Source organism: Brevibacterium sp. SMBL_HHYL_HB1 (assembly GCF_018208375.1).
GTDB lineage: Bacteria > Actinomycetota > Actinomycetes > Actinomycetales > Brevibacteriaceae > Brevibacterium > Brevibacterium intestinavium.
The window spans coordinates 2,702,033-2,727,740 of record NZ_CP062936.1; the positions used below are offsets into that span (position 1 = coordinate 2,702,033).

The following is a 25,708-nucleotide window of genomic DNA, read 5'->3' on the forward strand; positions in this document are numbered from 1 at the left end:
TTAACTAAGACCATGACGTTCACGCAGATGCTCACCGCGACCGGGCCCATCGTCATCGACGGCGGGCTGGGCACCGCGGCCGAGGACCGCGGCATCGACCTCAACCACGATCTGTGGTCGGCCGAGCTGATCCGCCGCAGCCCCGAGGCCCTCGCCGAGGTGCACGCCGACTTCGCGGCCGCCGGCGCCCGCATACTGACCACCGCGAGTTACCAGGCGAGCCCGCTGGGCTTCGCCGGGGCCGCCGTCTCCCTCGAGGACGGCCGTCGCCTCATCGCCGACAGCGTGAGCATCGCCCGCTCGGCCACCGAGGCCGTCGCCGCGGCCACGGGTGCGCCCCGAGCTCTCATCGCCGGCTCCATCGGCCCCTATGGGGCTGGGCTGGGCGACGGTGCCGAATACACCGGCGACTACCGGCTGACCGCGGGCGAGTACGCCGAATTCCACCGCCTGCGCATCGATGCCCTGGCCGCGGCCGGGGCGGACCTCTTGGCGATCGAGACCCAACCGCGCCTCGACGAGATCCGCACCGTCATCGGTCTGGCCGAAAAGATCGGTCTGCCGGCCTGGCTGAGCGTGACCCTGCGAACGGGCACGACTCTGCCCGACGGGTCGGCCCTCGCGGATCTCGCCGAGGCGGCGAACGCCTCGGCGGCGGTGCAGGCGGTCGGTGTCAACTGCGTGCCGCCCTCGCTCGTGACCCCGGCGCTCGAGGCCCTGTCCGCGCACACGGATCTGCCCCTCATCGCATACCCGAACTCAGGAGAGTTCTACGACTCCGACGCCATGACCTGGCGAGACGATGGTGCGGAAGCCGGCGTCGGATCCTGGCCGCTGCCCACGTGGACCCGCCTCGGCGCGCGCATCATCGGCGGCTGCTGTCGAGTGTCGGCGGCCGACATCGGCCTCCTCACCCGAGCATCTTGCCCGGATTGAGGATCCCCAGGGGGTCGACGGATTCCTTGATCATCGCCTGCAGCAGGCGGGCGCCCTCATCGAGTTCGCGGACCAGCCATAGGCGCTTGAGGCTGCCGACCCCGTGCTCGCCGGTGATGGTCCCGCCGAGGTCGAGCCCGAGCTGCATGATCTCGGCGAAGGCCTCCTTCGCCTCGGCCACACTGGCCGCATCGGAGGAGTCGAAGAGCACGCTCGGATGCATGTTCCCGTCCCCGGCGTGCCCGGCCGTGGCGACCTCCACCTGGTACTTCGCCTCGATGACCGCCAGCCGGGCGAAGAACTCGCCGAGGCGGGACCGCGGAACGCACACATCGTCGACGAGCTCTCCCCCGCCGATGCCAGCCACGTACCGCTCCATCGCCGGCGATACGGCCCGTCGGGCGGCGACGAACATCTCGGAGTCCGCCGGATCATCGGAGAAGAACACCTCGGTGGCGCCCTGGACCTCGGCGATGGCCTGGAACGATTCGAGTTCGGCCACGGCGGAGTCCCCGGCGGCATCGGATTGGACGAGCAGGAGCGCACCGGCGTCGTCGGGCAGACCGAAATCGCCGAAGGCGTTGATCATCGCCACGGTAGCCCCGTCCATGAGTTCGAGCATCGAGGGTGCGGCGCCGGAGGCCATGTACGCCGAGACCGTGTGCCCGGCCGACTCCATATCGGGAAAGATCCCGACACCGGTCACCGGCGGGGCCAGCTTCGGCTTGAGTGCGAGAGTGATCTCGACGATGACGCCGAGGGTGCCCTCGGAGCCGACGAACAGTGCGGCCAGATCGAGTCCGGCCACCCCCTTCGCCGTCTGCCGGCCCACCTTCGTCACGGTGCCGTCGGCGAGCACCACGGTCAGAGCCCGCACGTAGTCCTTCGTCACCCCGTACTTCACACAGCACATGCCGCCGGCGTTCGTGGCGACATTGCCGCCGATAGTCGAGATCGCCACGGAACCGGGATCCGGCGGGTAGGACAGGCCGTGGCCGGCCAGGGCGGTCTTGAGATCCTGGTTGATCACACCCGGCTGGACCCGGCAGGTCTGATTGACCTCGTCGATGTCGACGATCGCATCGAGCCCGGCCACATTGAGCAGCAGGGCACCGTCGGTGGCATTGGCCGCCCCGGACAGTCCGGTCCGCGCCCCCTGGGTGACGACGGGGATCCGATGCTCGGTGGCGAACCGCATCACCGCGACCACATCGTCGACATCGGCGGCCCGGACCAGGGCCAGAGCCGTACCGGCGGGACAGAAGAGGGCCTTGTCGGAGGAGTAGGAGTCGATGACGTCGCGGTCGGTGACCAGCGCGCCCGGGCTCAGCCGGGCCTCGAGCTCCTCCAGTCGCGGGTTGCCGGTCACAGTTCGGCGGCGACCCTGAGCACCCGGTCGAGTGCCTCGTCGGGGCCGATGCTCACACGCACACCGCCCTGCAGACGACGGACGGCCACGGCCTGTTCGGCGCAGGCGCCCTCGAAGGCCACGGCGGCCTCGGGATCGAGGGCGATCCACACATAGTTGCCCTGGGAGTCGGGGACGCTGAGCCCGAGTTCGCGCAGATCGTGGGCGAACCGGTCCCGCACCGTCGCGACCTCCTTGGCCCGCACGGCCACCTCGTCGATTCGGGACAGGGACTGACGGGCCGCGGCCTGGGCCCCGGCGGTGACGGAGAAGGGGGCGATGACCTGGCGCAGGGCCGAGGCGATCTCGACATCGGCGATGCCGAAGCCCACACGCAGGCCGGCCAGCCCGTGGGCCTTGGAGAAGGTGCGGGCCAGCACCAGGTTCGGATGCTTCCTCTGGGCGGCCAGACCGTCGGCGGCCTCGGCGGCGAAGTCGACGTAGGCCTCGTCGAGGACGACGATGACCTCGTCGGGCACCTCGGCGAGGAAGCCTTCGAGCTCGGCGTCGGTGATGGTCGGGCCGGTCGGATTGTTCGGCGAGCACAGCAGCACCAGACGGGTGGTGTCGTCGACGGCGGCGGCCAGTCCGGGGAAGTCGTGACGACCGTCCTCGAGCAGATCGACCGGGCGCTTCTCGGCCCCGCGGGAGGCGGCGAGGATCGGGTACATCTCGAACGACGGCCACGGGTAGACCACGGAGGTTCCGGCCTCGAGGGTGATGTTCGTCAGCGCCGAGAGCACCTCGGAGGCGCCGGCGCCGGGCACCACTTCGGCCGCCTCGACGCCGAGGTGGGAGGCGATGTCGTCGACGAGCGCGGCCGAGGTCGGATCGGGATAGTTGCCCGGAACCGCCGAAGCGGAGGCGACGGCCTCGACGACACCCGGCAGCGGCGGCAGGTGGTTCTCGTTCGAGGACAGTTTGTACGGGGTCAGACCCGGCGAACTGACGGGAGGTTTGCCGGGGACGTAGGGCGGGAACTCGGCCAGCGAGTCACGAAGCAGGAAACGATTCGACATGTGCCCATAGTTGCATAACTTGTGGCGGGCGACACGGCCTGTCTCGCCGAAATGTCCGATCGGTCGGATTCGGCCCGCTCGGGTGGACGCACATCCGCTGTGAGAATGCTCGCACGTGCTCGCGCTGCCTCAGCCCGGGTTACAGGTGTGCAGCGGCGGAGAGTAGTCTGAGAGACGAATACATGCAGTCAGCGACGAGGAATGAGAGTCCAAATGACCTCCAAGCAGGAAAAGGTCGACGTCGTCCTGATCGGCGGCGGCATCATGAGCGCCACTCTCGGCGCCATGCTGACCGAACTCCAGCCCGATTGGGACATCCGTGTCTACGAGAAGCTCGACTATGTCGCCAAGGAGAGCTCTGATCCGTGGAACAACGCCGGCACCGGTCACGCGGCCCTGTGCGAGCTCAACTACACGCCTGAGGACTCCAACGGCCACATCGATCTGAAGAAGGCCTCGCAGATCAACGAGCAGTTCCATCAGACCCGTCAGTACTGGTCGCACCTCGTCGACAACGGAGTCCTGCCGGATCCGAAGACCTTCATCAACCAGGTCCCCCACATCAGCTACGGCCGCGGCGAGCGGGGCCGGGACTACATCAAGAACCGGTACGAGCAGATGAAGCGCAACCCGCTTTTCGCCGAGATGGAGTACACCGACGATCCCGACACTCAGGCCGAATGGCTGCCGCTGATGTTCGAAGGGCGCGGTCCCGGCCAGGTCAACGGCATCTCGCGGACGAAGATCGGCACCGACGTCGACTTCGGTTCGCTGAGCCGTCAGCTGCTCAGCTACGTCGCCGACAAGGGTGCCACCATCCGCACCAGCCACCAGGTCACCGATCTCGAGCGCGCCTCGGACGGGTGGACGGTGTCCGTGCGCGACCTGCTCGCACGCGAGACCCATAAGGTCAGCGCGAAGTTCGTCTTCGTCGGCGCCGGCGGTGGAGCGCTGCCGCTGCTGCAGAAGTCCGGCATCCCCGAGGGGCGAGGATACGGCGGCTTCCCCGTCTCCGGCATCTTCCTGCGGACCTCGAACCCCGACCTCGTCTCCCGGCACCAGGCCAAGGTCTACGGTCAGGCGTCCTTCGGGGCCCCGGCGATGTCCGTGCCGCACCTCGACACCCGTGTGGTCGACGGCGACGACTATCTGCTGTTCGGCCCCTATGCCGGCTTCTCGCCGAAGTTCCTCAAGGACGGCCGCTTCACCGATCTGCCGTTCTCCGTGCGCGGGAACAACCTGGCCACGATGCTCAATGTCGCCAAGGACAACACCGACCTCGTGACCTACCTGGTCAGCGAGCTCGCCGCGTCGAAGAAGTCCCGCTACGACTCGCTCTACGAGTTCATCCCGCACGTCGACCCGGCCGACTGGGAGTTCATCCAGGCCGGCCAGCGCGTGCAGGTGATGAAGAAGGATCCCAAGAGCGGCGGAGTCTTGGCCTTCGGCACGGAGCTCGTGTCCTCGGCCGATGGTTCGTTCGCCACTCTGCTCGGCGCCTCCCCGGGCGCCTCGACCGCGGTGTCGATCGTGACCAACCTGCTCAAGACCTGCTTCCCGCGTCAGTACGGGAACTGGGAGTCCTCGCTCAAGGACATGATCCCCTCGCTCGACCGCAGCCTCGCCGACGACGAGACCCTGCTGTCCGAACTCTCCGAGTACACCGCCCGGACCCTGCAGCTCGTCTGAGCCGACTCGTCCGAGCCCAGCTCGCACGAGCCCGCCCGGATCTGCCGGGAGAGACCGACCGCTCGCTCGCGGTGCCACGCAACGTGTGCCGGCACCGCGAGCGAGCGGTCGTTTGTCTCTGCGGACTTCTCAGGGCTCGGATCAGAGCTCGACCTGACGGTTGACGTCCTTGTAGAGCAGGTAGCGGAACCGGCCGGGTCCCCCGGCGTAGCAGGCCTGCGGGCAGAAGGCGCGCATCGAGATGAAATCGCCTTCCTGCACCTCGACCCAGTCGCCGTTGAGCCGGTAGACGGCCTTGCCCTCGAGCACATAGAGCCCGTGCTCCATCTCGTGCGTCTCCGCGAACGGGATGACCGCTCCGGCTTCGAAGGTGACGATGTTGACGTGCATGTCATAGGCCAGATCGTCCGGATCGAGCGGCCGGGTGGTCCGCCAGCGCCCGTCCGTGCCCGGCATCGGGGAGGGCTCGATCTCGGATTCATTGCCGAACTTCGCCTCGGGGACCAGACCGGCCACCGGCTGGTAGCGCTTGCGCACCCAATGGAAGCGGGCCGCCTCGGTGCCGGTGGACTTCGCACTCCAGGTCGAGCCCGCGGGCAGGAACGCGAACCCACCGGGCGTCAGCGTGTGGTTCCGGCCCTCATGGGTGATGTCGAGCTGACCGGCCATGACGAAGAGGAACCCTTCGACCTCGGGCTGCGGCTCCGGAGCCTCGGAACCGCCGCCGGGGGCGACCTCGAGGATGGTCTGCGAGAACGTCACCGCTCCCCCGGCCACCGGTTTGCTGAGCACCCAGGACCGTGTTCCCGTCCATTCGGGCAGGTTCGAGGTGACGATGTCACGCAGCACCCCGCGGGGGATGACCGTGTAGGCCTCGGTCACCAGTGCCCGGTCGGTGAGCAGGTCCGACTGCGGCGGATGGCCGCCGGTCGGCGCCCAGTAGGTGTAGGGATCGGTCGTCGTCATCAGTGGGTTCTCCTTGGTGTCGTGGTCTCGCTCGTACGGTCGTCGCTCAAGTGTCAGTTCGCACGGCCGGTGCGAGCGAGGCTCTTCAGTTCTTCGAGGCTCAGGTTCGTCTGCGTGGTGACGAACTCCTCGGTGTGGGCTCCGCAGACGAGGCCGCGGTCGAGATAGCGGGCCAGCGCCTTCGCGGTGGCGGGTTCGTCGAGGACCGCCGAATCCTCCTTGAACACGTAGTTGCGCAGTCGCTGCGCGGCGCTGGGCCCTCCCTCGCGGTAGAAGGCGAAGGTTGCGAGGAACCGGGTCGGCAGCTGATGCGGGTGGAGGTCCCAACCCTGGTAGATGCCGCGCTTGAGGTGGCGACGCACGAGGCCGGCGTGCAGGCTCCACGCCCGGTGGACGTCCTCGGGCTCGCCCAGGGGCAGAATGTTCGTCGAACCGTCGGAGAGGTGGACTCCGGTGCCGGCGACGGCGAGCATCATCTGGTTCTTCGCGAAGTCGGCCACGGGGTGGTCCATCGCCTGGTAGGCCGCGGCCACTCCGATCGAGGCCGAGTAGTCGTAGGTGCCGTAGTGCAGGGAGGTGACCCGGCCGGCTCCCGCGTGCAGGGCCGAGGCCAGCGGCACGGTGCCGTCTGCGCCGAGGACGAGCTGCGGGGTCTCGACCTGGATCTCGAAGCTCACCGTTCCCTCGGCCAGGCCGTGCTGGGCCTCGATGTCGCGGCAGGCCAGCACCATGGCCCTGACCTGGTCGACGGTGCTGACCTTGGGCAGGGTGAGCACGAGGTTGTCCGGCAGGGATCCGTTGGCGGCGACCACCTCGGCGAGGAAGCGGTCGAGGGTGCGCAGGCCCCGGGCCCGTGTGGGCGTCTCCAGGCATTTGAAGCGGATGCCGTAGAAGGCCGGTGCCCCGGTCTCGTGCTGCCCGGCCACGGCGTCGCGGGCGGCCTGCGCGACCCACTGGTCCTCGAATTCGTCGCCCTGGTCGCCGAAGCCGTCCTCGAAGTCCAGACGCAGGTCCTCGATCGGTTCGCGCCGCAGCTTCGACGTCACCGCCTCGGCGAGGAGCTCGGCCTCTCGCGCGACCTGGTGCAGGCTCGGGATCTGACCGCCGGCCTGCGGACCGGCTTCCTTCCTGGCCGCGGTGATGACCCGCTCGGCCAGCTGCAGCATTCCGCCGTGCGCATCGACGAAGTCGAGTGCCTGCTGACCCCACTTGCGCGGCAGGTCGGGAGTCGAGACGTGCCCGGGAACGTAGACGGTGTGCACCGGCTGGCGCACATCACGCTCCCCAGGATAGCGAGCTGCAAGGAGCTCATCGGTGTCCTTGAGCAGCGAATCGATGTCGGCCAGGGTTGATCGTTCCACTTTTCACATTCTCTTTCTCTGCACAGGTGCCATCGGCCAGGCGGCGGTGCCGAGCCTGTGCTCATTGTCTCTCATTCTCCCCGCCCGGGCACGGCGACGCTCAGGACGACACCGCTGCCACCGCCTCGGCGACCTTCTTCGCCACCTCCGGATCGAACACCGACGGGATCACATAGCCGGGGTGCAGCTCATCGACCGGGATGCAGTCGGCGATCGCATCGGCGGCGGCGACCATGATGTTCTCGTCGACGTCCCGTGCCTCGGCGTCGAGGAGGCCGCGGAAGATGCCCGGGAAGGCGAGCACGTTGTTGATCTGGTTCGGGTAGTCGCTGCGTCCGGTGGCCACGACGGCGGCGTGCTTGAGCGCCTCGACCGGATCCACCTCGGGATCCGGGTTGGCCATGGCGAAGACGAGGGCGTCGGAGTTCATCGCCTGGATGTCGCTGCCGTCGAGGACGTTGGGAGCCGAGACGCCGATGAAGGCGTCGGCACCGACGACGGCCTCCTTGAGGGTGCCTTCGAAGCCCTCGGGATTCGTATTGGCCTGCAGCCACACCTTGTGGTCGGTGTCGACCTTCGAGTTCGGTCCGATGGCGCCTTCGCGGCCGCAGGCGATGATGTTCTTCGCCCCGGCGACCTGGAGCAGACGGATGATGGCGTTGCCGGCCGCTCCGACTCCGGAGACGACGATGCGCAGGTCCTCGATCCGCTTGCCCACGACCTTGAGCGCGTTCTTCAGCGCCGCCAGCGTGACGACGCCGGTGCCGTGCTGGTCATCGTGGAAGACGGGGATGTCGAGCTCATCGCGCAGGCGACGTTCGATCTCGAAACAGCGCGGGGCCGCGATGTCCTCGAGGTTGATGCCTCCGTAGGCCGGGGCGATGGCCTTGCAGATCGAGATGATCTCCTCGGTGTCCTTCGTGTCCAGGGCCACCGGCCACGCGTCGACGTCGGCGAACTGCTTGAACAGCACCGCCTTGCCCTCCATCACCGGCATGGCCGCCTCGGGCCCGATGTCGCCGAGGCCGAGGACCGCGGTGCCGTCGGTGACGACGGCGACGGTATTGCGCTTGATGGTCAGACGGCGTGCGTCGTCCTTGTTCTCCGCGATCGCCTTGCAGACTCGCGCCACGCCCGGGGTGTAGGCGCGGGAGAGGTCGTCGCGGTTGCGCAGGGGCACCTTCGCGGCGGATTCGAGCTTGCCGCCGAGGTGGAGCAGGAACGTGCGGTCGGAGACCTTTTGGACCTCGACGCCGGGCAGCTTCTCGAGGGCGTCGGAGACCTCCTGGGCATGGGCGACGTCGCGGGTGTCGGCGCTGACGTCGATGATGACGGTGTGCGGGGTGGACTCGACGACGTCGAGCCCGGTCACGCCGGCGCCGGTCGCGGCGGCTGCGGCGACGAGGTCCGAGGTGGCGGACTGTCCGACGGCGATGCTGACGCGCAGGGTGATCGAGTATCCGGGACTGGTGGCAACCATGAGCAATATCCTCCCTGATATTGGTTTTCCGTATTATGGATAGTAACTTCTACCTAGTGGAAATTCTAGTCGAGGCATCGCAATCTGGAAACTTTCTTCCATTTCGATACTAGACTGAATGGAAGTTTCACCGCCGAAACTCAAATTTGGAAGAAGGAACATCGATGAGCAGCAAGGACACGAAGACTCCCGCGATCCGCCAATCGAAGGGCGGAGTCCAGTCCGTCGAGCGTGCCTTCGGGCTGCTCGAGTGCATCGCGAACTCCTCCGGATCGGCGACGCTCAGCCATATCGCCGCCGATGTCAATCTGCCTCTGCCGACGATCCACCGGCTGCTGAATACGCTGGTCAACCTCGGCGTGGTGCGCCAGCTGCCCAATCGCGGCTATGCGCTCGGGCCCGGACTCGTGCGGCTGGGCAATCTCGCCGGAGCCCAACTGGGCGCGATCGCCCGTCCCTATCTGCGCGACCTCGTCGCCGAGCTCGGCGAGTCGGCGAATGTGGCCACGATGGACGGAGACATGGTCGTCTACGTCGATCAGGTCGCCTCGCAGCGCCAGATGCGCATGTTCACCGAGGTCGGCCGGCGTGCGCACATGCACGACACCGGGGTCGGCAAGGCCATCCTCGCCGGGCTCGAGGCCGATCAGGTCCGTCATATCGTCACCACCGCGGGGATGCCGACGCCCACGGAGTACAGTCTCGGAACGCTCTCCGAGCTCGAGTCCGAGCTCGAGCTCATCAGGGACCGCGGCTACGCCATCGACGAGCAGGAGCAGGAACTGGGTGTCCGCTGCTTCGCGATGGCGATCCCCGATGCCCCTGCCCCTCTGGCGATCTCCGTCTCCGGGCCGATCAGCCGCGTCGACCAGGCCTTCGCCGATCGCGCCGTCCCCCTGCTGCGCGCGGCCGCGGATCAGATCTCCGAGGAGATGCGCAGCATGGTCTGAAGCTGCCCCGGGGCGCTGGCGCTGGCTGCGCAGCCCTGGCCGCACTCGCCGCCTGGCCGCGGTGCACTAGCCGCACTCGCCGCGCCGCCCTGGCCGACCTGAGTGCCCTGGGCCGCGCCGGGTGCTCTCCCCGTCTCCCACTGCGCCTCACACTTCGTTCGTCACCTCAGAGGCCTCACCTCAACGGGCGGGCTTGCCGCTCGCGTCGATGCAACGGTGGAGCGCCGAGACCACCATGTCTGCGGTATATTTCAAGCTGTTTGTGACAGCTCGGTGTTTTCTGGGCTATTGATGCCGGCGTGGGTCGGTGGGCCAGCGGCTATGGGGCTGGTGTGGAATCGTTCCGGATGCGCGCAGTGACGGGCCTCCAGAGTGGCTTGGCGACGGGCCCGGACAAGCTCGGTACGTCCGTGATGGACATCGTTGGGAGTGTAATAATTCAGGCCGCTGTGGCGGTGGTTCGCGTTGTAGTCAGCAATGAACGCGGCCATGTAGTCACGAGCATGATCGATGGATTCGAACCGGGTGGGAAAGTCCAAGTGGTACTTGATGGTCTTGAACGTCGATTCACTAAACGCGTTGTCATTCGACACTCTGGGCCGGGAAAAGGACAGCTTGATCCCCAGCGACTGAGCGAACTGGACAGTCGTTGCCGCGCGCATGGGAGCCCCGTTATCGGCGTGTAGCACGGTCGGGTACTGCTGGTTAGTTGCCACAGCCTGATCGATCATGGTCTGAGCATGGACGGATTTCTCGGAAGTCTCGACCCGGTGGCCAACGATCTTGCGGGAGAAAACGTCCATGATGGCATAGAGGCGATAGATGACCTTGCCGGGACCGCGCAGCATCGTGATGTCCCAACTCCACAGTTGGTTCGGTGCGCAGGCAGCGTGGACCGGCTTAGGCCGTTTGGGCTGGTTACCACGGCGCTGGGCGCGACGGTCTCCGTTCTGCCCGTGTGCGGCCACCACTCGGTGAGCCGTCGACGCGGAGAATGGCACCTGCCCGGCATCGAGCATCCGCCAATACGCCTGGGTGACAGACAGGCTCTCATAGTCTTCAGAGTTCAACAGCGCCATGAACGCATCGGCCTCGGCGGTGGTGATCCGACTCGGGTAGTCGCGTTCCTTCTGCGGCACCTGCACCCCGGCCGGGACCGCCGGATTCTGGTGACGGTACCAACTCGTACGATGCACACCCATCAACTCGCAGGCCGCCGTGATCGACCAGCCGACCCTGATCAGATCGCCGATGAACCTGAACCCGATTGCCTTTACTGTGGCGGGCTCATCCAGTCCGGCCTGGTCGCCTCGACCTCGGGCAGCGTCGGGTCTGTCGCGGTCGCGCTCTTGGACATCGCTTCCAAGAGCGCGGACGCTTTTCCCAAGATATCGACCGCAGCTTCAGACTTGGCCAGTTTGGCCTTCAACGCTTCGTTCTCGGCCTGCAGCTGTGTGAGTTGCTTCTTCTCAGCGGCTTTGAGCTTGTTGTCACTGGGATTGCCATTCAACCGATCCGATCGCGAGGTCAGGCAACCATTTTCTCTGTCCACGAACCACTGATAGATCGTTCTGGGATTGACCCCGACAGTCCGAGCCAACTGGGCTTTAGAACCCATCTCGATACATTTGTCATATTCGTCCAGGATCTCGAGTTTCTGGGCCGTGGTGAAATGCCCGCGGCTCGAGGAACGGGACGGAACTTCAAAAGACATAACAGACTTCTCTCCCCGCCAATATTGTCAGATAACTGTCACAAGACAGCCTGACACAGAGGGTCTGCACAATGGTCTCGGCGCTCCACCGTTGTTTCGGTTGGCTCCTCAGTCCTCCGCCGTGGTCTCGGGCACCAGCCGTGGTCTCGGACTCGGCCGGTTCCCGCAGCCAGAGGCCGCCAACCGCATTCGACTGTCGCATCCAACCGGCTCAGTGCCCCGTACTCCCTGCGACAGAGAACTCCTGCCTCGTGAGGTGCGTTCATACCAGCGGGCCCGGCAACAGCGGATGTCGCTCATCAAGGCTGTGATGCCATCACAACGCGCCTCGTGCCAGCGGCCTCACCACAGAATGCCAGAGGGCAAGTGAGCTTTGCGAGCTCTCCAGCAGACACTCCACCAGCAAGTTTCGCGCCGGTGGATCTCTCGCCAGTGAGTGCAGAGCAAAGCACCAGCTTGCCGCTCACGTCGATACAACGGTGGAGCGCCGAGACCACCATGTCTGCACAATGGTCTCGGCGCTCCACCGTTGTTTCGGCTGGCTCCTCAGTCCTCCGCCGTGGTCTCGGGCCTCCGGCGGTGTTTCGGCTCAGGGCCGCTCCTCCCCAAGAAGCCAGCAGCCTGCATCTGGGTGAGCAGGCCCGGCTGCGGTGCCTCGTAGCGGCCCCTCAACCACGGGCCCCCTCGTCCGCAGACCCCTCGTCCGCGGGCTTCTAGTAGCGGACCCCTCGTCCGCGGACCCTTCGTCCGCGGGTCCCCGGTCGCCAGCGACCAGGCCCCAGCCGCTGGCGACCGATGGGCACCAGTGGGCTGCGGCTTCCTCAGGAATCTCCGCCGGCGGTGCCTGAGGTGCCGGCGTTGACGTCGCCGAGGCGGTACTTCTTCGCGGCCTCCACCGGCGCACTCGGCGCCACCTCACCGCGCTCGGCGAGCAGCTGCAGAGTGCGCACGACCATCGAGTGCGCGTCGATCTTGAAGTGGCGCCTGGCCGCGGCCCGGGTGTCGGAGAAGCCGAAGCCATCGGCGCCCAGAGTGGCGAACTCCTGGTTCAGGAAGGGCCGGATGAGATCGGGCTGGGTCGAGTCGAAGTCGCTCGTGGCCACGATCGGCCCGGCCTGCCCGCCCAGACGCTGCCTCACATACGGCGTGCGCGGCTCGGCCCCGACGTCGGTCAGCCTCGCGGCTTCGCAGTCGAGGGCATCCCGCCGCAGCTCGGCCCACGAGGTCACCGACCACACGGCCGCGTCCACACCCCAGTCCGCAGCGAGCAGCTCGCGAGCCTCGACCGCCCAGGGCACGGCGACGCCGGAGGCGAGCAGCTGCGCCTGCGGACGGGAGCCCGGAGCCGCCTCGGCGGTCGTCCCCGCCTCGGCGACGCGGTGGATGCCCTTGAGGATTCCCTCGACGTCGACGTCGTCGGGTTCGGCCGGCTGGAGCATCGGCTCGTTGTACACCGTGAGGTAGTACATGACGTTGCGCGCGTCCTCGCCGAGGTCGTGCTCACCGTACATCCGGTGGAGACCGTCGCGGACGATGTGGCCGATCTCGTAGCCGTAGGCAGGATCGTAGACGCGCACCGCCGGGTTCGTGGCCGCCAGCACCGGGGAGTGCCCGTCAGCATGCTGGAGACCCTCCCCTGTCAGGGTGGTCCGGCCTGCGGTGGCACCGATGATGAACCCGCGCGTCATCTGGTCCCCGGCGGCCCAGAAGGCGTCGCCGGTGCGCTGGAAGCCGAACATCGAGTAGAACACGTAGATCGGGATCATCGGTTCGCCCAGCGTCGAGTACGCGGTGCCCGCGGCGGTGAACCCGGCGGCGGCACCGGCCTCGTTGATGCCCACGTGGAGCAGCTGACCGGAGGTCGCCTCCTTATAGGACAGGAAGAGCTCCCGGTCGACGGCGAGGTAGTTCTGCCCGTTCGGGTTGTAGATCTTCGCGGTCGGGAAGAAGGCGTCGATGCCGAAGGTGCGGGCCTCATCGGGGATGATGGGCACGATCCGCTCGCCGAGGCCCTTTTCGCGCATGAGGTCCTTGAGCAGACGCACGAAGGCCATGGTCGTCGCCGCCTGCTGCTGGCCGGACCCCTTCTTCGTCTGTGCGAACGCCTTGTCGCTGACGGCGGGCAGGGTCTTGCGGCTGTTCTCCGGCTTGCGGGCCGGGAGGAAACCGCCGAGCTGCCGGCGCCGCTCGAGCATGTACTCGATCTCCTCGGCATCGTTGCCGGGATGGTAATAGGGCACCGCATAGGGATCGTCGTCGATGACCTTGTCGGAAATCGGAATGTCCATCCGGTCGCGGAAGGCCTTGACGTCGGCGGCGGTGAACTTCTTCATCTGGTGGGTGGCGTTGCGGGATTCGAAGGTCGTGCCCAGTCCGTAGCCCTTGACCGTCTGGACCAGGATGACCGTGGGCTTGCCCGTGGTGTTCACGGCCCGCTGATAGGCGGCGAAGACCTTGTGGTAGTCGTGGCCGCCGCGCTTGAGATTCCAGATGTCGTCATCGCTCAAGTGCTCGACGAGCCCCTTGGTCACCGGCGAGCGGCCGAAGAAGTTGTCGCGGATGAACCCGCCGGACTCGGCCTTGAACGTCTGGTAGTCACCGTCGAGGGTCTCGTTCATGATGCGCACGAGCTCGCCGGAGCGGTCGGCGTCGAGCAGGGAGTCCCATTCGCGGCCCCACAGCACCTTGATGACGTTCCATCCGGCGCCGGTGAAGGTCGCCTCGAGCTCTTGGACGATCTTGCCGTTGCCGCGGACCGGACCGTCGAGGCGCTGGAGGTTGCAGTTGATGACGTAGGTGAGGTTGTCCAGTCCCTCGTTCGCGGCCAGCTGCAGGGCTCCGCGCGATTCGGGTTCGTCCATCTCACCGTCGCCGAGGAAGGCCCACACCCGCTGCTCGGACGTGTCCTTGATCCCGCGATGGTGCAGATAGCGGTTCATCTGCGCCTGGTAGATCGCGTTGATCGGGCCCAGGCCCATCGACACGGTCGGGAACTGCCAGAACTCGGGCATCAGCCGCGGATGCGGGTAGGAGCTCAGTCCGTGCGGAGCCTGCGAGGCCTCCTGCCGGAAGCCGTCGAGGTCGGCCTCGCTCAGCCGCCCCTCGAGGAAGGCGCGGGCGTATATCCCCGGCGAGGCATGGCCCTGGAAGAAGACCTGGTCGCCGCCGCCGGGATGGTCCTGGCCGCGGAAGAAGTTGTTGAACCCGATCTCGTAGAGGGTGGCGGCTCCCGCGTAGGTGGAGATGTGTCCGCCCACGGAGATGTCCGGTCGCTGCGCACGGTGGACGAGCATGGCCGCGTTCCAGCGCAGCCACCTGCGGTACCGTCGCTCGATCCGCTCGTCACCCGGGTAGGCGGGTTCCTGATCGGCGGGGATCGTGTTGACGTAGTCGGTGGTGGTGACCTTGGGCTGGGCGACGGAGTTCGTGGCCGCGCGTCGGCGCAGCGCTTCCATGATCTCGCCGGCGCGCAGGGTGCCGCGCGCGCACACGAGACCATCCCAGGACTCGAGCCATTCGTCGACCTCTTCGTCGGTGGTGTTCCTCGAATTGACCGAGGTGGTGTCCAGTGTCATTGCGGGGTTTCCTTCTCACGAGGTTCCGGGCCCCGGAGATCTCAGGGATCCGGGCTCCCGGCGGTGTCGGATCTCCGGGCTCCCGGAGACCTGCCGCGGGAGCCCGGAGACGGACGGTCCTGGCTCAGCAGGAGTGCCGTCTCAGCAGAAGCCGGCGATCTGTGCCCAGGCGTCCTTGTTCTCCTCCACCCCGTCACGGGTGAAGGTGGCCTCGATGAGCCCGTACGGGCGGTCGGCGACGATGAAGACCTCGTTCGGGTTCTCCAGTCCGAAGCGTTCGATGTCGTAGACGAAGTGATGCTTGTTCGGGCAGGAGAAGCGGATCTCGTCGATCTCCGGCACGGCCTCGATGGCCTTCTCGCCCATCTGGTACAGAGTGTGCTGCAGGGCATGCGAGTAGTGGTCGGTGAACGAGTCGAGGATGATCTCCTTGACCCGGGTGTAGACCGATTCGAAGTCGAGATCCGTGCTGTTGTAGATCCACCGTGTGGCGATATCGGTGGCCAGGATCCGGTCGTCGGTCTCCGGCAGCGTCGTGTACTTGTCCTTCGGGTAGCCGACGAAGCCCGACTCCGTGGTCTTGAGCACGGTGAGTCCGTTGAAGCCCGAGATCAGCGTGTCCTTGTCACCGTCGCGGGTGAGCACCGCGGTGCGCACCTCGGGAGCGGACTTGAAGAACGAGTGGTTGTGGTCGTTGATGCGATCCCAGCCGTACTCCTCGGCCTCCCAGCGTCCGCCGGTGACCCAGTCGAAGCTGCTGGTGAAGTGATCGGCCAGGCCGAGGAGGAACTGCTCGGGCGAGCTCACGCCCAGTTCCTTGGCCTTGGCGAAGACCGTGTTCTTCTGTGTGTCGGTGGCGACGATGTGCTCATTGTTGCCTTCGGTGTGCGCAGTCTCGAAGTCGCCCCACAGCTGCGAGGTGACGTTGAGATCGCGGATCTCGTGACGCTGCGAGTCGCGGTAGACCCGCATGAGTCGGTTCTCCGCCTTGCCGTACTGATTCGATGTCAGTCTGACCTTGCTCATCTTCTTGCTCCTATAGCTCTTCGGCGCACGGGCGCGAGGGGCGCGCCGCGGTCGCCGTGACCAATCGATCTGCGAGGCCCGCCGGATTCGGGTTCCGGCCGGCTTCGGCGGTTTGTTGAGGATCTGATCCTGCAGGGGGCCTGCTTCCCCTGGTGTCTATAGGCGGTTCAGCTGCCGCGGTAGGTGCTGTAGGCGAACGGGCTGAGCAGCAGCGGGATGTGGTAGTGCTTCTGCCCGGCCTGGACCGTGAAGTCGATGGTGACCGAGGGATGGAAATGGTCCATCTCGCGAGCCGCGAAGTAGGCGCCGGTGCCGAACACGATCCGGTAGTCGCCCGGGTCGAGGTGGTCGGGACCGAAGTCGGAGACGCGTCCGTTGTCGTCAGTCCGCGCCGAGGCGATGACCTCGGCTCCGTCGTAGAGGGTGACCTCGAGATCAGCGGCGGGTGTGCCCACGGTCGAGTCGAGGGCGTGTGCGGTGATGAAGCTCATGACAGGATTCCTTCGAGTCTCAGGGCTGCGATCTGGATGAGTTGCTCGCCGACCTCGGCGGTCTCGTCGGCGTCGGAGTTGTCCATCCGCCGTTCGAGTTCGGACAGGACCTCTTCGGGGCTGCGGCCGGCGGCGCGGATGAGGAAGACCCGGTCGAAGCGCTCCTCGTAGGCGGCGTTGCCCGCGGCCAGGCGCGCTTGGACATCATCGCCGAGAGCGCCGAGTCCGGCCTGTTCGCGGGTGGAGTGGGCCGCCTCGGCGGAGTCGCCTTCGGCCTTCTCCCCGATCCGGGGGTGGTGGGACATCGCGGAGTCGATCTCATCGGTGCGAAGCGGTGCGGCGTCTTCGCGCGCCGAGGCGAGCGCCGAATCGAGATCGGGAAAGGGCCGTGCCGCGACGACCGCATCGATCCACCGATCGACGTCGAGGCAGGGGCGCAGAACGTCGCGGGCCGCATCGGCGGGAAGCCGATTGAACTCGGACAGGTCCACAGTGACCTCCTTGGATTTCATGCTCCTCGGCTTTCACGCTTCGGAATACCATTTCCAAACAATTGGTTCGAGTCTGCTGGGCGCATCGGGCAATGTCAAATCACCGGAGACCAAATGTGGAAACTTTCTTCCGAATCGTGGATACTTGAGGAGCGGTGGTCGAATCCGGTCGCCGCTCCATCCCGCTCCCGACGATGAGGTTGAATGAGGGCATGAGCTACGACGCTTCGACAACACAGGCCCCCTCTGCACGGACCCCGAGGATCGTCTGCGCACCCGATTCCTTCAAGGGGTCGGCCTCCGCACCGGCCGCGGCTTCGGCCCTGGCCCGCGGCGCTCGCGCGGTCTTTCCCGACTCCTCCGTTGCCGAACTGCCCTTCGCCGACGGCGGAGAGGGCACCCTCGACGCGCTGCTGGCCGTCTGGGGGACCCGACCGCGCACCGTGGACACCGTCGATGCCCTCGGCAGACCCGCCTCGGCGGCCTTCGGGGTCTCCCCCGACGGATCCACCGCCGTCATCGAGGCCGCCCAGGCCAATGGCCTGCCGCAGGTCTCCGACGTCCCGCTGCAGCCCGAGCGGGCCGACACCTATGGCGTCGGGCTCATCGTCTCCAGCGCGCTCGACCTCGGCGTCGAGGAGATCCTGCTGTGCATCGGCGGCTCGGCGAGCACCGATGGCGGGGTCGGCATCGCCGCCGCCCTGGGCGCGCGCTTCACCGACGCCTCGGGCCGGCCCATCGCCCCCGGTGGCGGCGGTCTGGCGTCCCTGGCCTCCGTCGACACCTCGGGTCTGGACGAACGGGCCCGATCCGTGCGCTGGCGCATCGCCGTCGACGTCGACAATCCGCTCACCGGTCCGCGCGGAGCCGCCGCGGTCTTCGGGCCGCAGAAGGGCGCCGACCCGGAATCGGTGACCGTGCTCGACACGGGGCTGGGCCACCTCGCCGAGGTGCTCGCCGGATCCGCCGCCGAGGCCGAGACCTTCGCCACGACCCCGGGATTCGGTGCCGCCGGCGGGATCCCGCTGACGCTTTCGACCCTGTTCGGCGCCGAGGTGGTGCCCGGATCGACGATGGTCGCCGAGGCGGTCGGACTCACCGCCGCCCTGGCGCAGGCCGATATCGTGCTCACCGGGGAGGGCTCATTCGACTCCCAGTCCCTGGGCGGGAAGGTCGTCGCGGCCGTGCGCGACCGCGCCCCCGCCTCGGCGCGGGTGATCGTCGTCGCCGGCCGTGTCGGGCTCTCCCCGGCCGAGTGCCGGCAGTCCGGCATCACCGCGGCCCTGTCGATCGCTGCGGGACCGGCCGACCTCGACACCCTGTCCGAGCGGGCCGAAGCCCTCATCGAGGACACGGCCGCGCACGCCTGCGCGCTCGTAGCCGCCGGGATGGGATGAACACGGCAGCCAGCCGCACCGCGACTGCCGCCGACTCAGATATTCAGCAAACGAAAGGAACCATCATGACCACTGAACTGACCATCGGAGACACCGCACCGGACTTCTCCTTGTCCGATGCCGACGGACGGACCCACTCGAAGTCGGACTTCGCCGGCCGGAAGGTCATCGTCTACTTCTACCCGAAGGCCGCCACGCCCGGCTGCACGACCGAGGCCTGCGACTTCCGCGACAACCTGTCGGCGCTGGCCGCCGCCGGCTTCGACGTGATCGGCATCTCCCCCGATGACACCGAGGCGATCCGGGCCTTCGCCGCCGACGAAAACCTGACGTTCCCGCTCCTGTCCGACCCCGGCGCCGAGGTCGCGAAGGCCTATGGCAGCTACGGGCAGAAGACGATCGGCGACCGCACCTTCGACGGCACTCTGCGCTCGACCTTCGTCATCGCCGAGGACGGAACCGTGGCCAGGGCCGAATACAACGTCGACGCCCAGGGCCACGTCGCTCGCCTGCGCACAGAGCTCGGCGCCTGACCGCCGCCTCACCCCAGACGACGGCGGCCCGGATGCCTCGAGTCAGGCATCCGGGCCGCCGTTTCGGCTGTGCGCGGGTCAGCGGGCGCTGAGCAGGGCACCGCGGGGCTCGTCGAAGTCGACGGCGGCACCGCGCAGCAGCGTGCGGGTGACCCGACCGCGGACGGTGCGGGAGTCATAGGCGGTGATCTGATTGCGGTGGTAGAGGTCGGCGGCGCGGACGGTCCACTCCTCATCGGGGGCGAACACGGCGAAGTCCGCGTCCTTGCCCACCGCGATCGCACCCTTGTCCCCCACCCGGGCCACCTCGGCCGGAGCCGTCGCCATCCAGCCGACGACCTCGGCGAGGTCGATGCCGCGCTCGACGGCCTCGGTCCACACGAGGGACAGCCCGAGCTGCAGGGACGAGATCCCGCCCCAGGCCGCGCCGAAGTCACCGGTGTCGAGCAGTTTGAGCTCGGCCGTCGAGGGCGAGTGGTCGGAGACGATGCAGTCGATGGTGCCGTCGATCAGCCCCTGCCACAGCGCCTCGCGGTTCGCCTCCTCACGGATCGGCGGGCAGCACTTGTGCGTCGTCGCCCCGTCGGGGATCTCCTCGGCGGAGAAGACGAGGTAGTGGGGGCAGGTCTCGACGGTGAGCCGGATGCCCTCGGCCTTGGCGGCCGCGATCTGGTCCAGCGCATCGGCCGACGACAGGTGGAGGATGTGAGCGCGGGCCCCGGTCGCCCGCGCGGCGTCGATGACTCGGGCGATCGCGACGTTCTCGGCCTCCCGCGGTCGGGTGGCGAGGTAGTCGGAGAACTTCGGCCCGGAGTTCTTCGGCGCCCCCGTCAGCACTTCGTGGTCCTCGGCATGGACGATGAGCATCCCGTCGAAGGAGGCGATCTCGGCCATATCGGTCTGCATCTCGGCCGGTTCCAGGGGCGGGAACTCCTCGACCCCGGAGTCCTCGAGGAAGCACTTGAACCCGTAGACGCCAGCCTCGTGCAGGGCCCGCAGCTGATCGGTGTTGCCGGGGATCGCTCCGCCCCAGAAGCCGACGTCGACGAAGGCCTTCGGGCCTGCGACCTCGCGCTTGGTCTCGAGTGCCGCGACGTCGACCGTCGGCGGCAGCGAGTTCAGCGGCATGTCGACGATCGTCGTGACTCCTCCGGCCGCGGCGGCTCGGGTGGCGCTGGCGAAGCCCTCCCATTCGGCGCGACCGGGATCGTTGACGTGGACGTGGGAGTCCACGAGTCCAGGCAGCAGCACCTCGTCGGGGCCGACCTCGATGACGTCCACCCGCGCCGAGGCGGCCTCGTTGAGTTCGGCTCCACCGCCGGCGATCTCGACGATCCGGCCGTCCCTGACCCCGATCCGGGCGGAGTCGACACCGTCGGGCAGCACCGCACGCTCGGCGTGGATGACCAGGTCGTACGTGGCGTCATTGCTCAATGTTCCTCCTCTGTCGCCCGATCGCGGGGCCGGGGGTGCGATACCCCCGGCCCCGCGATCGGCAGGTGCGCGGCACACGCACCCTCAACGGTATACCGTTCTCAGTTTACTTGGCCGCCGCCAGTTCGCCCATCGGCGTCAGAGCCGTCGGGGCGTCGGCCGGCGTCTGGGCCAGCGTGTCGAACTCGTTGATGGCATCGAGTGCGGTGCCCATCGAGATGTTCGTGACGCGCTCGAGGATGACTTCGACGACCACGGGCACCTGGTGCTCGTTCATCAGCTCCGTGGCCACGCGCAGTCCCTCGCCGATGAGCTCGGGGTCCTCGACGCGCACGGCCTTGCATCCCAGCCCCTGCGCCACGGCCACGTGGTCGACGCCGTATCCCGAGGAGGTCGAACCCGAGGCGTTGATGTTCTCGAACGCCAGGGACACCTCGAAGTCCATGTCGAATCCGCGCTGGGACTGGCGGATCAGTCCGAGGTAGGAGTTGTTGACCACGACGTGGACATAGGGGATCCGGTGCTGGGCGCCGACGGCGAGCTCTTCGATCATGAACTGGAAGTCGTAGTCGCCGGAGAGCGCGACGACGGTCTCGCCCGGTTTGCTGCGGGCCACCCCGAGCGCCGCCGGTCCGGTCCAGCCCAGCGGTCCGGCCTGTCCGGCATTGATCCAGTGGCGGGGTTTGTAGACGTGGAGCATCTGGGCTCCGGCGATCTGGCTCAGACCGATCGTCGAGACATAGGTGACGTCCTTGCCGAAGGCGGCGTTCATCTCCTGGTAGACCCGCTGCGGTTTGATCGGCACCTCGGTGAAGTTCGTCTTCCGGTGCTCGGTCGACTTCCGGGCCGTGCACTCACCGGCCCAGCCCGTGAAGTCCGGCAGTCGACCGGCGCGGGCGCGGGCGGCGGTCAGCAGCGCGTCGAGGGCGGCACCGGCATCGGAGACCACGCCGTAGTCGGGGGCGAACACGCGTCCGATCTGCGTGGGCTCGATGTCGATGTGGACGAACTTGCGTCCCTTCCGGTAGACGCCGAGGTCACCGGTATGGCGATTGGCCCACCGGTTGCCGATGCCGATGACGAGGTCGGACTCGAGGAAGGAGGCGTTGCCGTAGCGGACATGCGTCTGGATGCCGACCATGCCGGCGGCCAGTTCGTGATCGTCGGGGATCGCGCCCCAGCCCATGAGGGTGGGCGAGACCGGGATGGAGGTCAGTTCGGCGAATTCGACGAGGCGGTCGGAGGCCTCGGCGTTGATGATCCCGCCGCCGGCGATGATGAGCGGGTGCTCGGCGTCCGCGATGAGGTCGAGGATCCGCTCGGCCTGCGCCGAGGTGGCCGCCGGCGTCGACGGCGCCAGGGGCTCGTAGGTGTCGATGTCGAAGTCGATCTCGGTCTGCTGCACATCGAGGGGAAGGTCGATGAGCACCGGTCCGGGACGGGCCGAGCGCATGAGCTGGAAGGCGGACTGGAACACTCCGGGCACCTGTCCGGCCTCGAGCACCGTCTTGGCCATCTTCGTCACCGGCTTGGCGATCGAGGAGATGTCGACGGCCTGGAAGTCCTCCTTGTCGAGCACGGCCACGGGCGCCTGGCCGGTGATGCACAGGATCGGCTGCGAGTCCGCGGCCGCGGCGTAGAGACCGGTGATCATATCCGTGCCGGCGGGTCCGGAGGTGCCGATGCAGACTCCGATGTTCTCGGCAGCGGCCCGGGTGTAGCCATCGGCCATGTGCGAGGCCCCCTCGACATGGCGGGCCAGGGTGTGGCGGATCCCGCCGTGGGCCCTCATCGCCGAGTACAGCGGGTTGATCGCCGCTCCCGGCAGACCGAAGGTCTCGGTGGCGCCTTCCTTCTCGAGGATGAGCACCACTGCGTCGACAGCGCGCATACGTGTCATTGTTCTTCCTTCTTTCGTCAGGCGACGGCTCTGTCGCCTCGGATGCTGGTGGCAGGGCGGGACCGACGGTGTCGTTGGGCCGCCGGCCCCGCCGTGGACCGCCGGACGGCGGTGGTTCAGCCCCGGTCCTTGCCCGAGAGCTGCTCGACGACGGTGAACAGACCCGAGTGGTCCAGTCCGCCGTTGCCCTGCTGGACCGTCGAGGCCACGAGCTGGGCGACGGTCGAGCCGAGCGGGATCGCCACACCGGCCTCGCGGGCGGCGGCGGTGACGATGCCCATGTCCTTGTGGTGCAGCTGCAGGCGGAATCCGGGGTCGAAGGAGCGGTCGAGCATCTTCTGCCCCTTCTGGTCGAGGACCTTGGAGCCGGCGAGTCCGCCGCCGAGCACCTGGAGCGCCGAGGTGGTCTCGACTCCGTAGGCTTCGAGGAAGACCACGGCCTCGGCCAGCAGACCGATGTTGCCGGCGACGATGAGCTGGTTGGCGGCCTTGACCGTCTGGCCCGCGCCCGAGGGGCCGACGAGCACGATCGTCTTGCCCACGGCGTCGAAGACCTCGGACACGGCGTCGAAGTCGGATTTCTCGCCGCCGACCATGATCGACAGCACTCCGTCGATGGCTCCCGGCTCTCCGCCGGAGACCGGGGCGTCGAGCGGCTTCAGGCCCTTCTCCTTGGCCTGCTCGGCCAGGTCCGTGGCCACATCGGGGCGGATGGTCGAGAAGTCGATCCAGGTGGCACCGGCCGCGGCCGAGGCGAGGATGCCCTCGTCGCCGAGCAGCACGTTCTCGACGTCGGGTGAGTCCGGGACCATGGTGATGATGACATCCGCGCCGTCGACGGCCTCGGCGATGGTGGCTGCGGCCTGTCCTCCCGCCTCGGCGAGGGCTTCGGCCTTGGCCGGGGTGCGATTGAAGCCGCGGACGGTGAAGCCTGCGCTGACGAGGTTCTTGGCCATGGGCAGGCCCATGATTCCGAGTCCGATGAATGCGATCGTCTTGCTCATTGGGGTTCTTCCTTCCCTCTCAGGTACGGGGTCTCAGGCGGTCTGGGCGGCGGGGGTCAGCCAGTCGAAGGCGGTGGCGCGGTCCTGTTTGTATTCCAGGGCGATGGGTCCGGTGTAGCCGAGGCCGTAGGCGCGGTCGATCCACTCGCTCAGCGGCAGCTGACCGGTGCCCGGTGCTCCGCGGCCCTCGGCGTCGGCGATCTGGATGTGACCGAAGTTCGCGGCCTCGGCCTCGATGACCGCGGCGACGTCGTCGCCGTTGACCGACATGTGGAAGAGGTCGGCGAGCACGGCCACGTTCTCGGCTCCGTCGGCGCGGACCCGGGCGACGACCTCGGCGGCGTCGGCGTAGCGCTTGAGCGGGTAGTCCTCGGCTCCGGAGACGGGCTCGACGAGGACCGTTCCGTCGATCTTCGACACCGCGCGGGCGGCCAGGGCGAGGTTGGCCAAGGCTGCGGCGTCCTGGTCCGCGGGGTCCTGGCCCTCGGTGCGCAGTCCGTAGAGGGCGTTGAAGGCCTTGCATCCGGTGCGGCGGCCGATCTCGACGACGATGTCGACGTTGGCGGCGAAGTCCGCCTCGGCGCCGAGGATCGAGACCATGCCGCGGTCGCCTCCGGCCATGTTCCCGGCCCAGAAGTTCAGTCCGGCGAGCTCGACTCCGGCGGTCTCGAGCGAGGCGATGAATTCATCGACCTCGGCCTGGCTCGGCGTCGGATTGCCGTCGAAGGGCCACCAGAACTCGACCCGGTCGAATCCTGCGTCCTTCGCGGCCTGTGCTCTCTCCATCACGGGCAGCTCGGTCAGCAGTGTGGAGCAGTTGACGATGTAGCTGTCGGCTGCGGTGAAGTCGAATGTCGCGGTCATGGAGCTCTCCTTTGAGAATTTTCCGTAGTGCGGAAGTCTGTTTCCATTGCGTGAAATAAGCATAGACAGGCGCCCCGCGGCGAGTCAACCCTGTCCGCCGCCCCGCCCCTGAATGCAGAAGACGGCGGCCCAGAGGTGACTGGGCCGCCGTCGAACGACAGGAGGGTCAGGAGGCTTTGACGAGTTCGCCGTCGACCCACACTCGGGCGATGTCGCCCGGGGTGCCCATGGCGAAGATCGCGGCCAGGGCATCGGAATCGTCGCCGGCATGCCGGATGCCGACGTCGAGCGGCTGGCCGGCGACCGGGTCGATGAGCACGGCGTCGAAGCGCTTGCCCACCGACAGATCGCCGACCTCGTCGAGGGCGAGCGCCTCGGCGCCGGCGGAGGTGGCCAGATGCAGCAGGTGCGCGGAGTCCAGCGCCACTCCCCCGGTCGGGTCGAGCTGCTGCATGAAGTACGACTGGACCCCTTCCTTGAGCAGATTGAAGCCCGTGCCGGCCCCGACGTCCGAACCCAGCGCGACCCGCACCCCGGCCTCGAGGTGGCGGCGCAGGGGGAAGAACCCGCTGGCCAGCGCCGAGTTCGAGGTCGGGCAGTGCGCGGCGACGGCCCCGACCTCGGCCATGCGCGCCAGTTCCCGGTCCTGTGGGTGGACGTTGTGGGCGAGCACCGTGCGCCGGCCGAGCAGACCCGCCCGGTCATAGGTGTCGAGGTAGTCGAGAGCCTCGGGGTGGATCTGCGCGACCCCGGTGACCTCGTCGCGGTTCTCGTTGATGTGCGAGGTCACCCAGATGTCGGGATTGTCGGCGACCAGCGCCCCACCGGCGGCGAGCAGCTCGGGCCCGGCGGAGAAGGAGAAGCGCGGTGTCACCGCATACCGCAGTCGGCCGGTCCCGTGCCAGGCGTCGATGAGCCTCTGCCCTTCGGCCACCGAGGTCTCGACGTCGGTCAGCAGCGCCTCGGGCAGGTTCCGGTCGCTGGTGACCAGCCCGGAGGTGATCCGCAGACCGGCCTTCGCGGCCGCGGAGAAGAAGATGTCCATCGCCGCCCCGAAGTGCGCGCCGAAGACCATCGCCGAGGTGGTCCCGGCCGAGGTCAGCCCCGTGAGGAACTCCTCGGCCACGGCCGCGGCGTAGGTGTCGTCGGACAGCTTCGCCTCCTCGGGCAGGGCGCAGTGGTCGAGCCAGTCGAGCAGGGGTCTGCCCAGGTGGCCGATGGCCCGCACCTGCGGGAGGTGGACATGGGTGTCGATGAGGCCGGGGATGAGCACACCGGATCGCAGGTCGACGACCTCGGCGTCGGGATGGGCGGCCCGGGCGGTGGGCAGATCGGTGCGGGCGGTGATGAGCCCGTCGTCGACGACGAGGGCGATGTCGGATTCGCTGCGCAGTCGCCCTCCGGTGAAGGGACTGTCCGGGGTGTCGAAGACACGCGCACGATAGATGATCACAGGGGTTCTCCTTGAAG

General features: G+C 67.7%; 21 protein-coding genes. 5 read left to right on the plus strand and 16 right to left on the minus strand.

The window, feature by feature from the left end; genetic code table 11:
• Nucleotides 1-12 precede the first annotated feature (12 nt).
• Nucleotides 13-936, plus strand: a complete 924-nt coding sequence (gene mmuM, locus IG171_RS12580) for a homocysteine S-methyltransferase (protein ID WP_212127769.1) — start codon at nt 13-15, stop codon at nt 934-936.
• On the opposite strand, the gene IG171_RS12585 is transcribed toward mmuM, so the two are convergent.
• Nucleotides 911-2,305 carry an FAD-linked oxidase C-terminal domain-containing protein gene (locus IG171_RS12585; RefSeq protein WP_212127770.1) on the minus strand — a complete coding sequence of 465 codons (1,395 nt, stop codon included), beginning with the start codon at nt 2,303-2,305 and terminating at the stop codon, nt 911-913. The two genes, mmuM and IG171_RS12585, sit on opposite strands and share 26 nt — an antisense overlap.
• Complete coding sequence (locus IG171_RS12590; RefSeq protein WP_212127771.1) at nt 2,302-3,363, minus strand: aminotransferase class I/II-fold pyridoxal phosphate-dependent enzyme; 1,062 nt, start codon at nt 3,361-3,363, stop codon at nt 2,302-2,304. The genes IG171_RS12585 and IG171_RS12590 overlap by 4 nt, the downstream gene beginning before the upstream one ends.
• A 213-nt stretch (nt 3,364-3,576) precedes the next feature.
• Here IG171_RS12590 and mqo point away from each other — a divergent pair, with 213 nt between their 5' ends.
• Complete coding sequence (gene mqo, locus IG171_RS12595; protein WP_212127772.1) at nt 3,577-5,052, plus strand: malate dehydrogenase (quinone); 1,476 nt, start codon at nt 3,577-3,579, stop codon at nt 5,050-5,052.
• A 141-nt stretch (nt 5,053-5,193) separates the two neighbouring features.
• Here mqo and IG171_RS12600 read toward each other — a convergent pair whose 3' ends face one another.
• The 3 genes from IG171_RS12600 to IG171_RS12610 all read right to left on the minus strand — a co-directional run bounded on the left by IG171_RS12600 (nt 5,194) and on the right by IG171_RS12610 (nt 8,859).
• The gene (locus IG171_RS12600; RefSeq protein WP_212127773.1) at nt 5,194-6,018 is read right to left on the minus strand and encodes a bifunctional allantoicase/(S)-ureidoglycine aminohydrolase; all 825 of its coding nucleotides are present in this window, start codon (nt 6,016-6,018) and stop codon (nt 5,194-5,196) included.
• A 53-nt stretch (nt 6,019-6,071) separates the two neighbouring features.
• Nucleotides 6,072-7,379, minus strand: coding sequence for an aldolase/citrate lyase family protein (locus IG171_RS12605; RefSeq protein ID WP_212127774.1), 1,308 nt, complete (start codon nt 7,377-7,379; stop codon nt 6,072-6,074).
• 100 nt (nt 7,380-7,479) lie between these two features.
• Nucleotides 7,480-8,859 (minus strand): NAD-dependent malic enzyme, encoded by a 1,380-nt coding sequence (locus IG171_RS12610; protein ID WP_212127775.1) that lies wholly within the window; start codon nt 8,857-8,859, stop codon nt 7,480-7,482.
• A gap of 164 nt (nt 8,860-9,023) precedes the next feature.
• Here IG171_RS12610 and IG171_RS12615 point away from each other — a divergent pair, with 164 nt between their 5' ends.
• Entirely contained in the window at nt 9,024-9,809 is a 786-nt protein-coding gene (locus tag IG171_RS12615; RefSeq protein ID WP_212127776.1) for an IclR family transcriptional regulator, read from the plus strand.
• 251 nt (nt 9,810-10,060) lie between these two features.
• Here IG171_RS12615 and IG171_RS12620 read toward each other — a convergent pair whose 3' ends face one another.
• From IG171_RS12620 to uraD, 6 genes are all read right to left on the minus strand, one after another.
• Nucleotides 10,061-11,011, minus strand: coding sequence for an IS3 family transposase (locus tag IG171_RS12620; RefSeq protein ID WP_249203629.1), 951 nt, complete (start codon nt 11,009-11,011; stop codon nt 10,061-10,063).
• Nucleotides 11,012-11,082: 71 nt separating this feature from the next.
• Nucleotides 11,083-11,523 (minus strand): transposase, encoded by a 441-nt coding sequence (locus tag IG171_RS12625; RefSeq protein WP_212127466.1) that lies wholly within the window; start codon nt 11,521-11,523, stop codon nt 11,083-11,085.
• Nucleotides 11,524-12,344: 821 nt separating this feature from the next.
• The gene (aceE, locus tag IG171_RS12630; protein ID WP_212127777.1) at nt 12,345-15,098 is read right to left on the minus strand and encodes a pyruvate dehydrogenase (acetyl-transferring), homodimeric type; all 2,754 of its coding nucleotides are present in this window, start codon (nt 15,096-15,098) and stop codon (nt 12,345-12,347) included.
• Between the two features lie 141 nt (nt 15,099-15,239).
• Nucleotides 15,240-16,124: a factor-independent urate hydroxylase gene (gene pucL / locus IG171_RS12635; RefSeq protein ID WP_212127778.1), complete on the minus strand. Its 885-nt coding sequence runs from the start codon at nt 16,122-16,124 to the stop codon at nt 15,240-15,242.
• 167 nt (nt 16,125-16,291) lie between these two features.
• Nucleotides 16,292-16,615, minus strand: a complete 324-nt coding sequence (gene uraH, locus IG171_RS12640) for a hydroxyisourate hydrolase (RefSeq protein ID WP_212127779.1) — start codon at nt 16,613-16,615, stop codon at nt 16,292-16,294.
• On the minus strand, nt 16,612-17,127 hold the full coding sequence (gene uraD, locus IG171_RS12645; protein WP_249203677.1) for a 2-oxo-4-hydroxy-4-carboxy-5-ureidoimidazoline decarboxylase: 516 nt from the start codon (nt 17,125-17,127) through the stop codon (nt 16,612-16,614). The genes uraH and uraD overlap by 4 nt, the downstream gene beginning before the upstream one ends.
• Before the next feature lie 191 nt (nt 17,128-17,318).
• On the opposite strand from uraD, the gene IG171_RS12650 reads away from it, so the two are divergent.
• Together IG171_RS12650 and bcp are read left to right on the plus strand one after the other, a co-directional pair.
• Nucleotides 17,319-18,503, plus strand: a complete 1,185-nt coding sequence (locus tag IG171_RS12650) for a glycerate kinase (protein WP_212127780.1) — start codon at nt 17,319-17,321, stop codon at nt 18,501-18,503.
• A gap of 65 nt (nt 18,504-18,568) precedes the next feature.
• The gene (bcp, locus tag IG171_RS12655; protein WP_212127781.1) at nt 18,569-19,036 is read left to right on the plus strand and encodes a thioredoxin-dependent thiol peroxidase; all 468 of its coding nucleotides are present in this window, start codon (nt 18,569-18,571) and stop codon (nt 19,034-19,036) included.
• A 78-nt stretch (nt 19,037-19,114) separates the two neighbouring features.
• On the opposite strand, the gene allB is transcribed toward bcp, so the two are convergent.
• The 5 genes from allB to guaD form a co-directional block, all read right to left on the minus strand.
• Nucleotides 19,115-20,446, minus strand: a complete 1,332-nt coding sequence (gene allB, locus IG171_RS12660; RefSeq protein ID WP_249204342.1) for an allantoinase AllB — start codon at nt 20,444-20,446, stop codon at nt 19,115-19,117.
• 130 nt (nt 20,447-20,576) lie between these two features.
• On the minus strand, nt 20,577-22,370 hold the full coding sequence (gcl, locus tag IG171_RS12665; protein ID WP_212127783.1) for a glyoxylate carboligase: 1,794 nt from the start codon (nt 22,368-22,370) through the stop codon (nt 20,577-20,579).
• A 116-nt stretch (nt 22,371-22,486) separates the two neighbouring features.
• On the minus strand, nt 22,487-23,374 hold the full coding sequence (locus IG171_RS12670; RefSeq protein WP_212127784.1) for a 2-hydroxy-3-oxopropionate reductase: 888 nt from the start codon (nt 23,372-23,374) through the stop codon (nt 22,487-22,489).
• A 33-nt stretch (nt 23,375-23,407) separates the two neighbouring features.
• Complete coding sequence (locus IG171_RS12675) at nt 23,408-24,238, minus strand: TIM barrel protein (RefSeq protein ID WP_212127785.1); 831 nt, start codon at nt 24,236-24,238, stop codon at nt 23,408-23,410.
• 166 nt (nt 24,239-24,404) lie between these two features.
• Entirely contained in the window at nt 24,405-25,691 is a 1,287-nt protein-coding gene (gene guaD, locus IG171_RS12680) for a guanine deaminase (RefSeq protein ID WP_212127786.1), read from the minus strand.
• Nucleotides 25,692-25,708: the final 17 nt, after the last annotated feature.

What these genes read in the sequence shown, in the direction of transcription:
- mmuM (WP_212127769.1), top strand. Translation starts at nt 13, where the DNA reads ATGACGTTCACGCAGATGCTCACCGCGACCGGGCCCATCGTCATCGAC.
- IG171_RS12590 (WP_212127771.1), bottom strand. Translation starts at nt 3,363, where the DNA reads ATGTCGAATCGTTTCCTGCTTCGTGACTCGCTGGCCGAGTTCCCGCCC.
- mqo (WP_212127772.1), top strand. Translation starts at nt 3,577, where the DNA reads ATGACCTCCAAGCAGGAAAAGGTCGACGTCGTCCTGATCGGCGGCGGC.
- IG171_RS12600 (WP_212127773.1), bottom strand. Translation starts at nt 6,018, where the DNA reads ATGACGACGACCGATCCCTACACCTACTGGGCGCCGACCGGCGGCCAT.
- IG171_RS12610 (WP_212127775.1), bottom strand. Translation starts at nt 8,859, where the DNA reads ATGGTTGCCACCAGTCCCGGATACTCGATCACCCTGCGCGTCAGCATC.
- IG171_RS12615 (WP_212127776.1), top strand. Translation starts at nt 9,024, where the DNA reads ATGAGCAGCAAGGACACGAAGACTCCCGCGATCCGCCAATCGAAGGGC.
- IG171_RS12620 (WP_249203629.1), bottom strand. Translation starts at nt 11,011, where the DNA reads ATGGGTGTGCATCGTACGAGTTGGTACCGTCACCAGAATCCGGCGGTC.
- IG171_RS12625 (WP_212127466.1), bottom strand. Translation starts at nt 11,523, where the DNA reads ATGTCTTTTGAAGTTCCGTCCCGTTCCTCGAGCCGCGGGCATTTCACC.
- aceE (WP_212127777.1), bottom strand. Translation starts at nt 15,098, where the DNA reads ATGACACTGGACACCACCTCGGTCAATTCGAGGAACACCACCGACGAA.
- pucL (WP_212127778.1), bottom strand. Translation starts at nt 16,124, where the DNA reads ATGAGCAAGGTCAGACTGACATCGAATCAGTACGGCAAGGCGGAGAAC.
- uraH (WP_212127779.1), bottom strand. Translation starts at nt 16,615, where the DNA reads ATGAGCTTCATCACCGCACACGCCCTCGACTCGACCGTGGGCACACCC.
- uraD (WP_249203677.1), bottom strand. Translation starts at nt 17,127, where the DNA reads ATGAAATCCAAGGAGGTCACTGTGGACCTGTCCGAGTTCAATCGGCTT.
- IG171_RS12650 (WP_212127780.1), top strand. Translation starts at nt 17,319, where the DNA reads ATGAGCTACGACGCTTCGACAACACAGGCCCCCTCTGCACGGACCCCG.
- bcp (WP_212127781.1), top strand. Translation starts at nt 18,569, where the DNA reads ATGACCACTGAACTGACCATCGGAGACACCGCACCGGACTTCTCCTTG.
- gcl (WP_212127783.1), bottom strand. Translation starts at nt 22,370, where the DNA reads ATGACACGTATGCGCGCTGTCGACGCAGTGGTGCTCATCCTCGAGAAG.
- IG171_RS12670 (WP_212127784.1), bottom strand. Translation starts at nt 23,374, where the DNA reads ATGAGCAAGACGATCGCATTCATCGGACTCGGAATCATGGGCCTGCCC.
- IG171_RS12675 (WP_212127785.1), bottom strand. Translation starts at nt 24,238, where the DNA reads ATGACCGCGACATTCGACTTCACCGCAGCCGACAGCTACATCGTCAAC.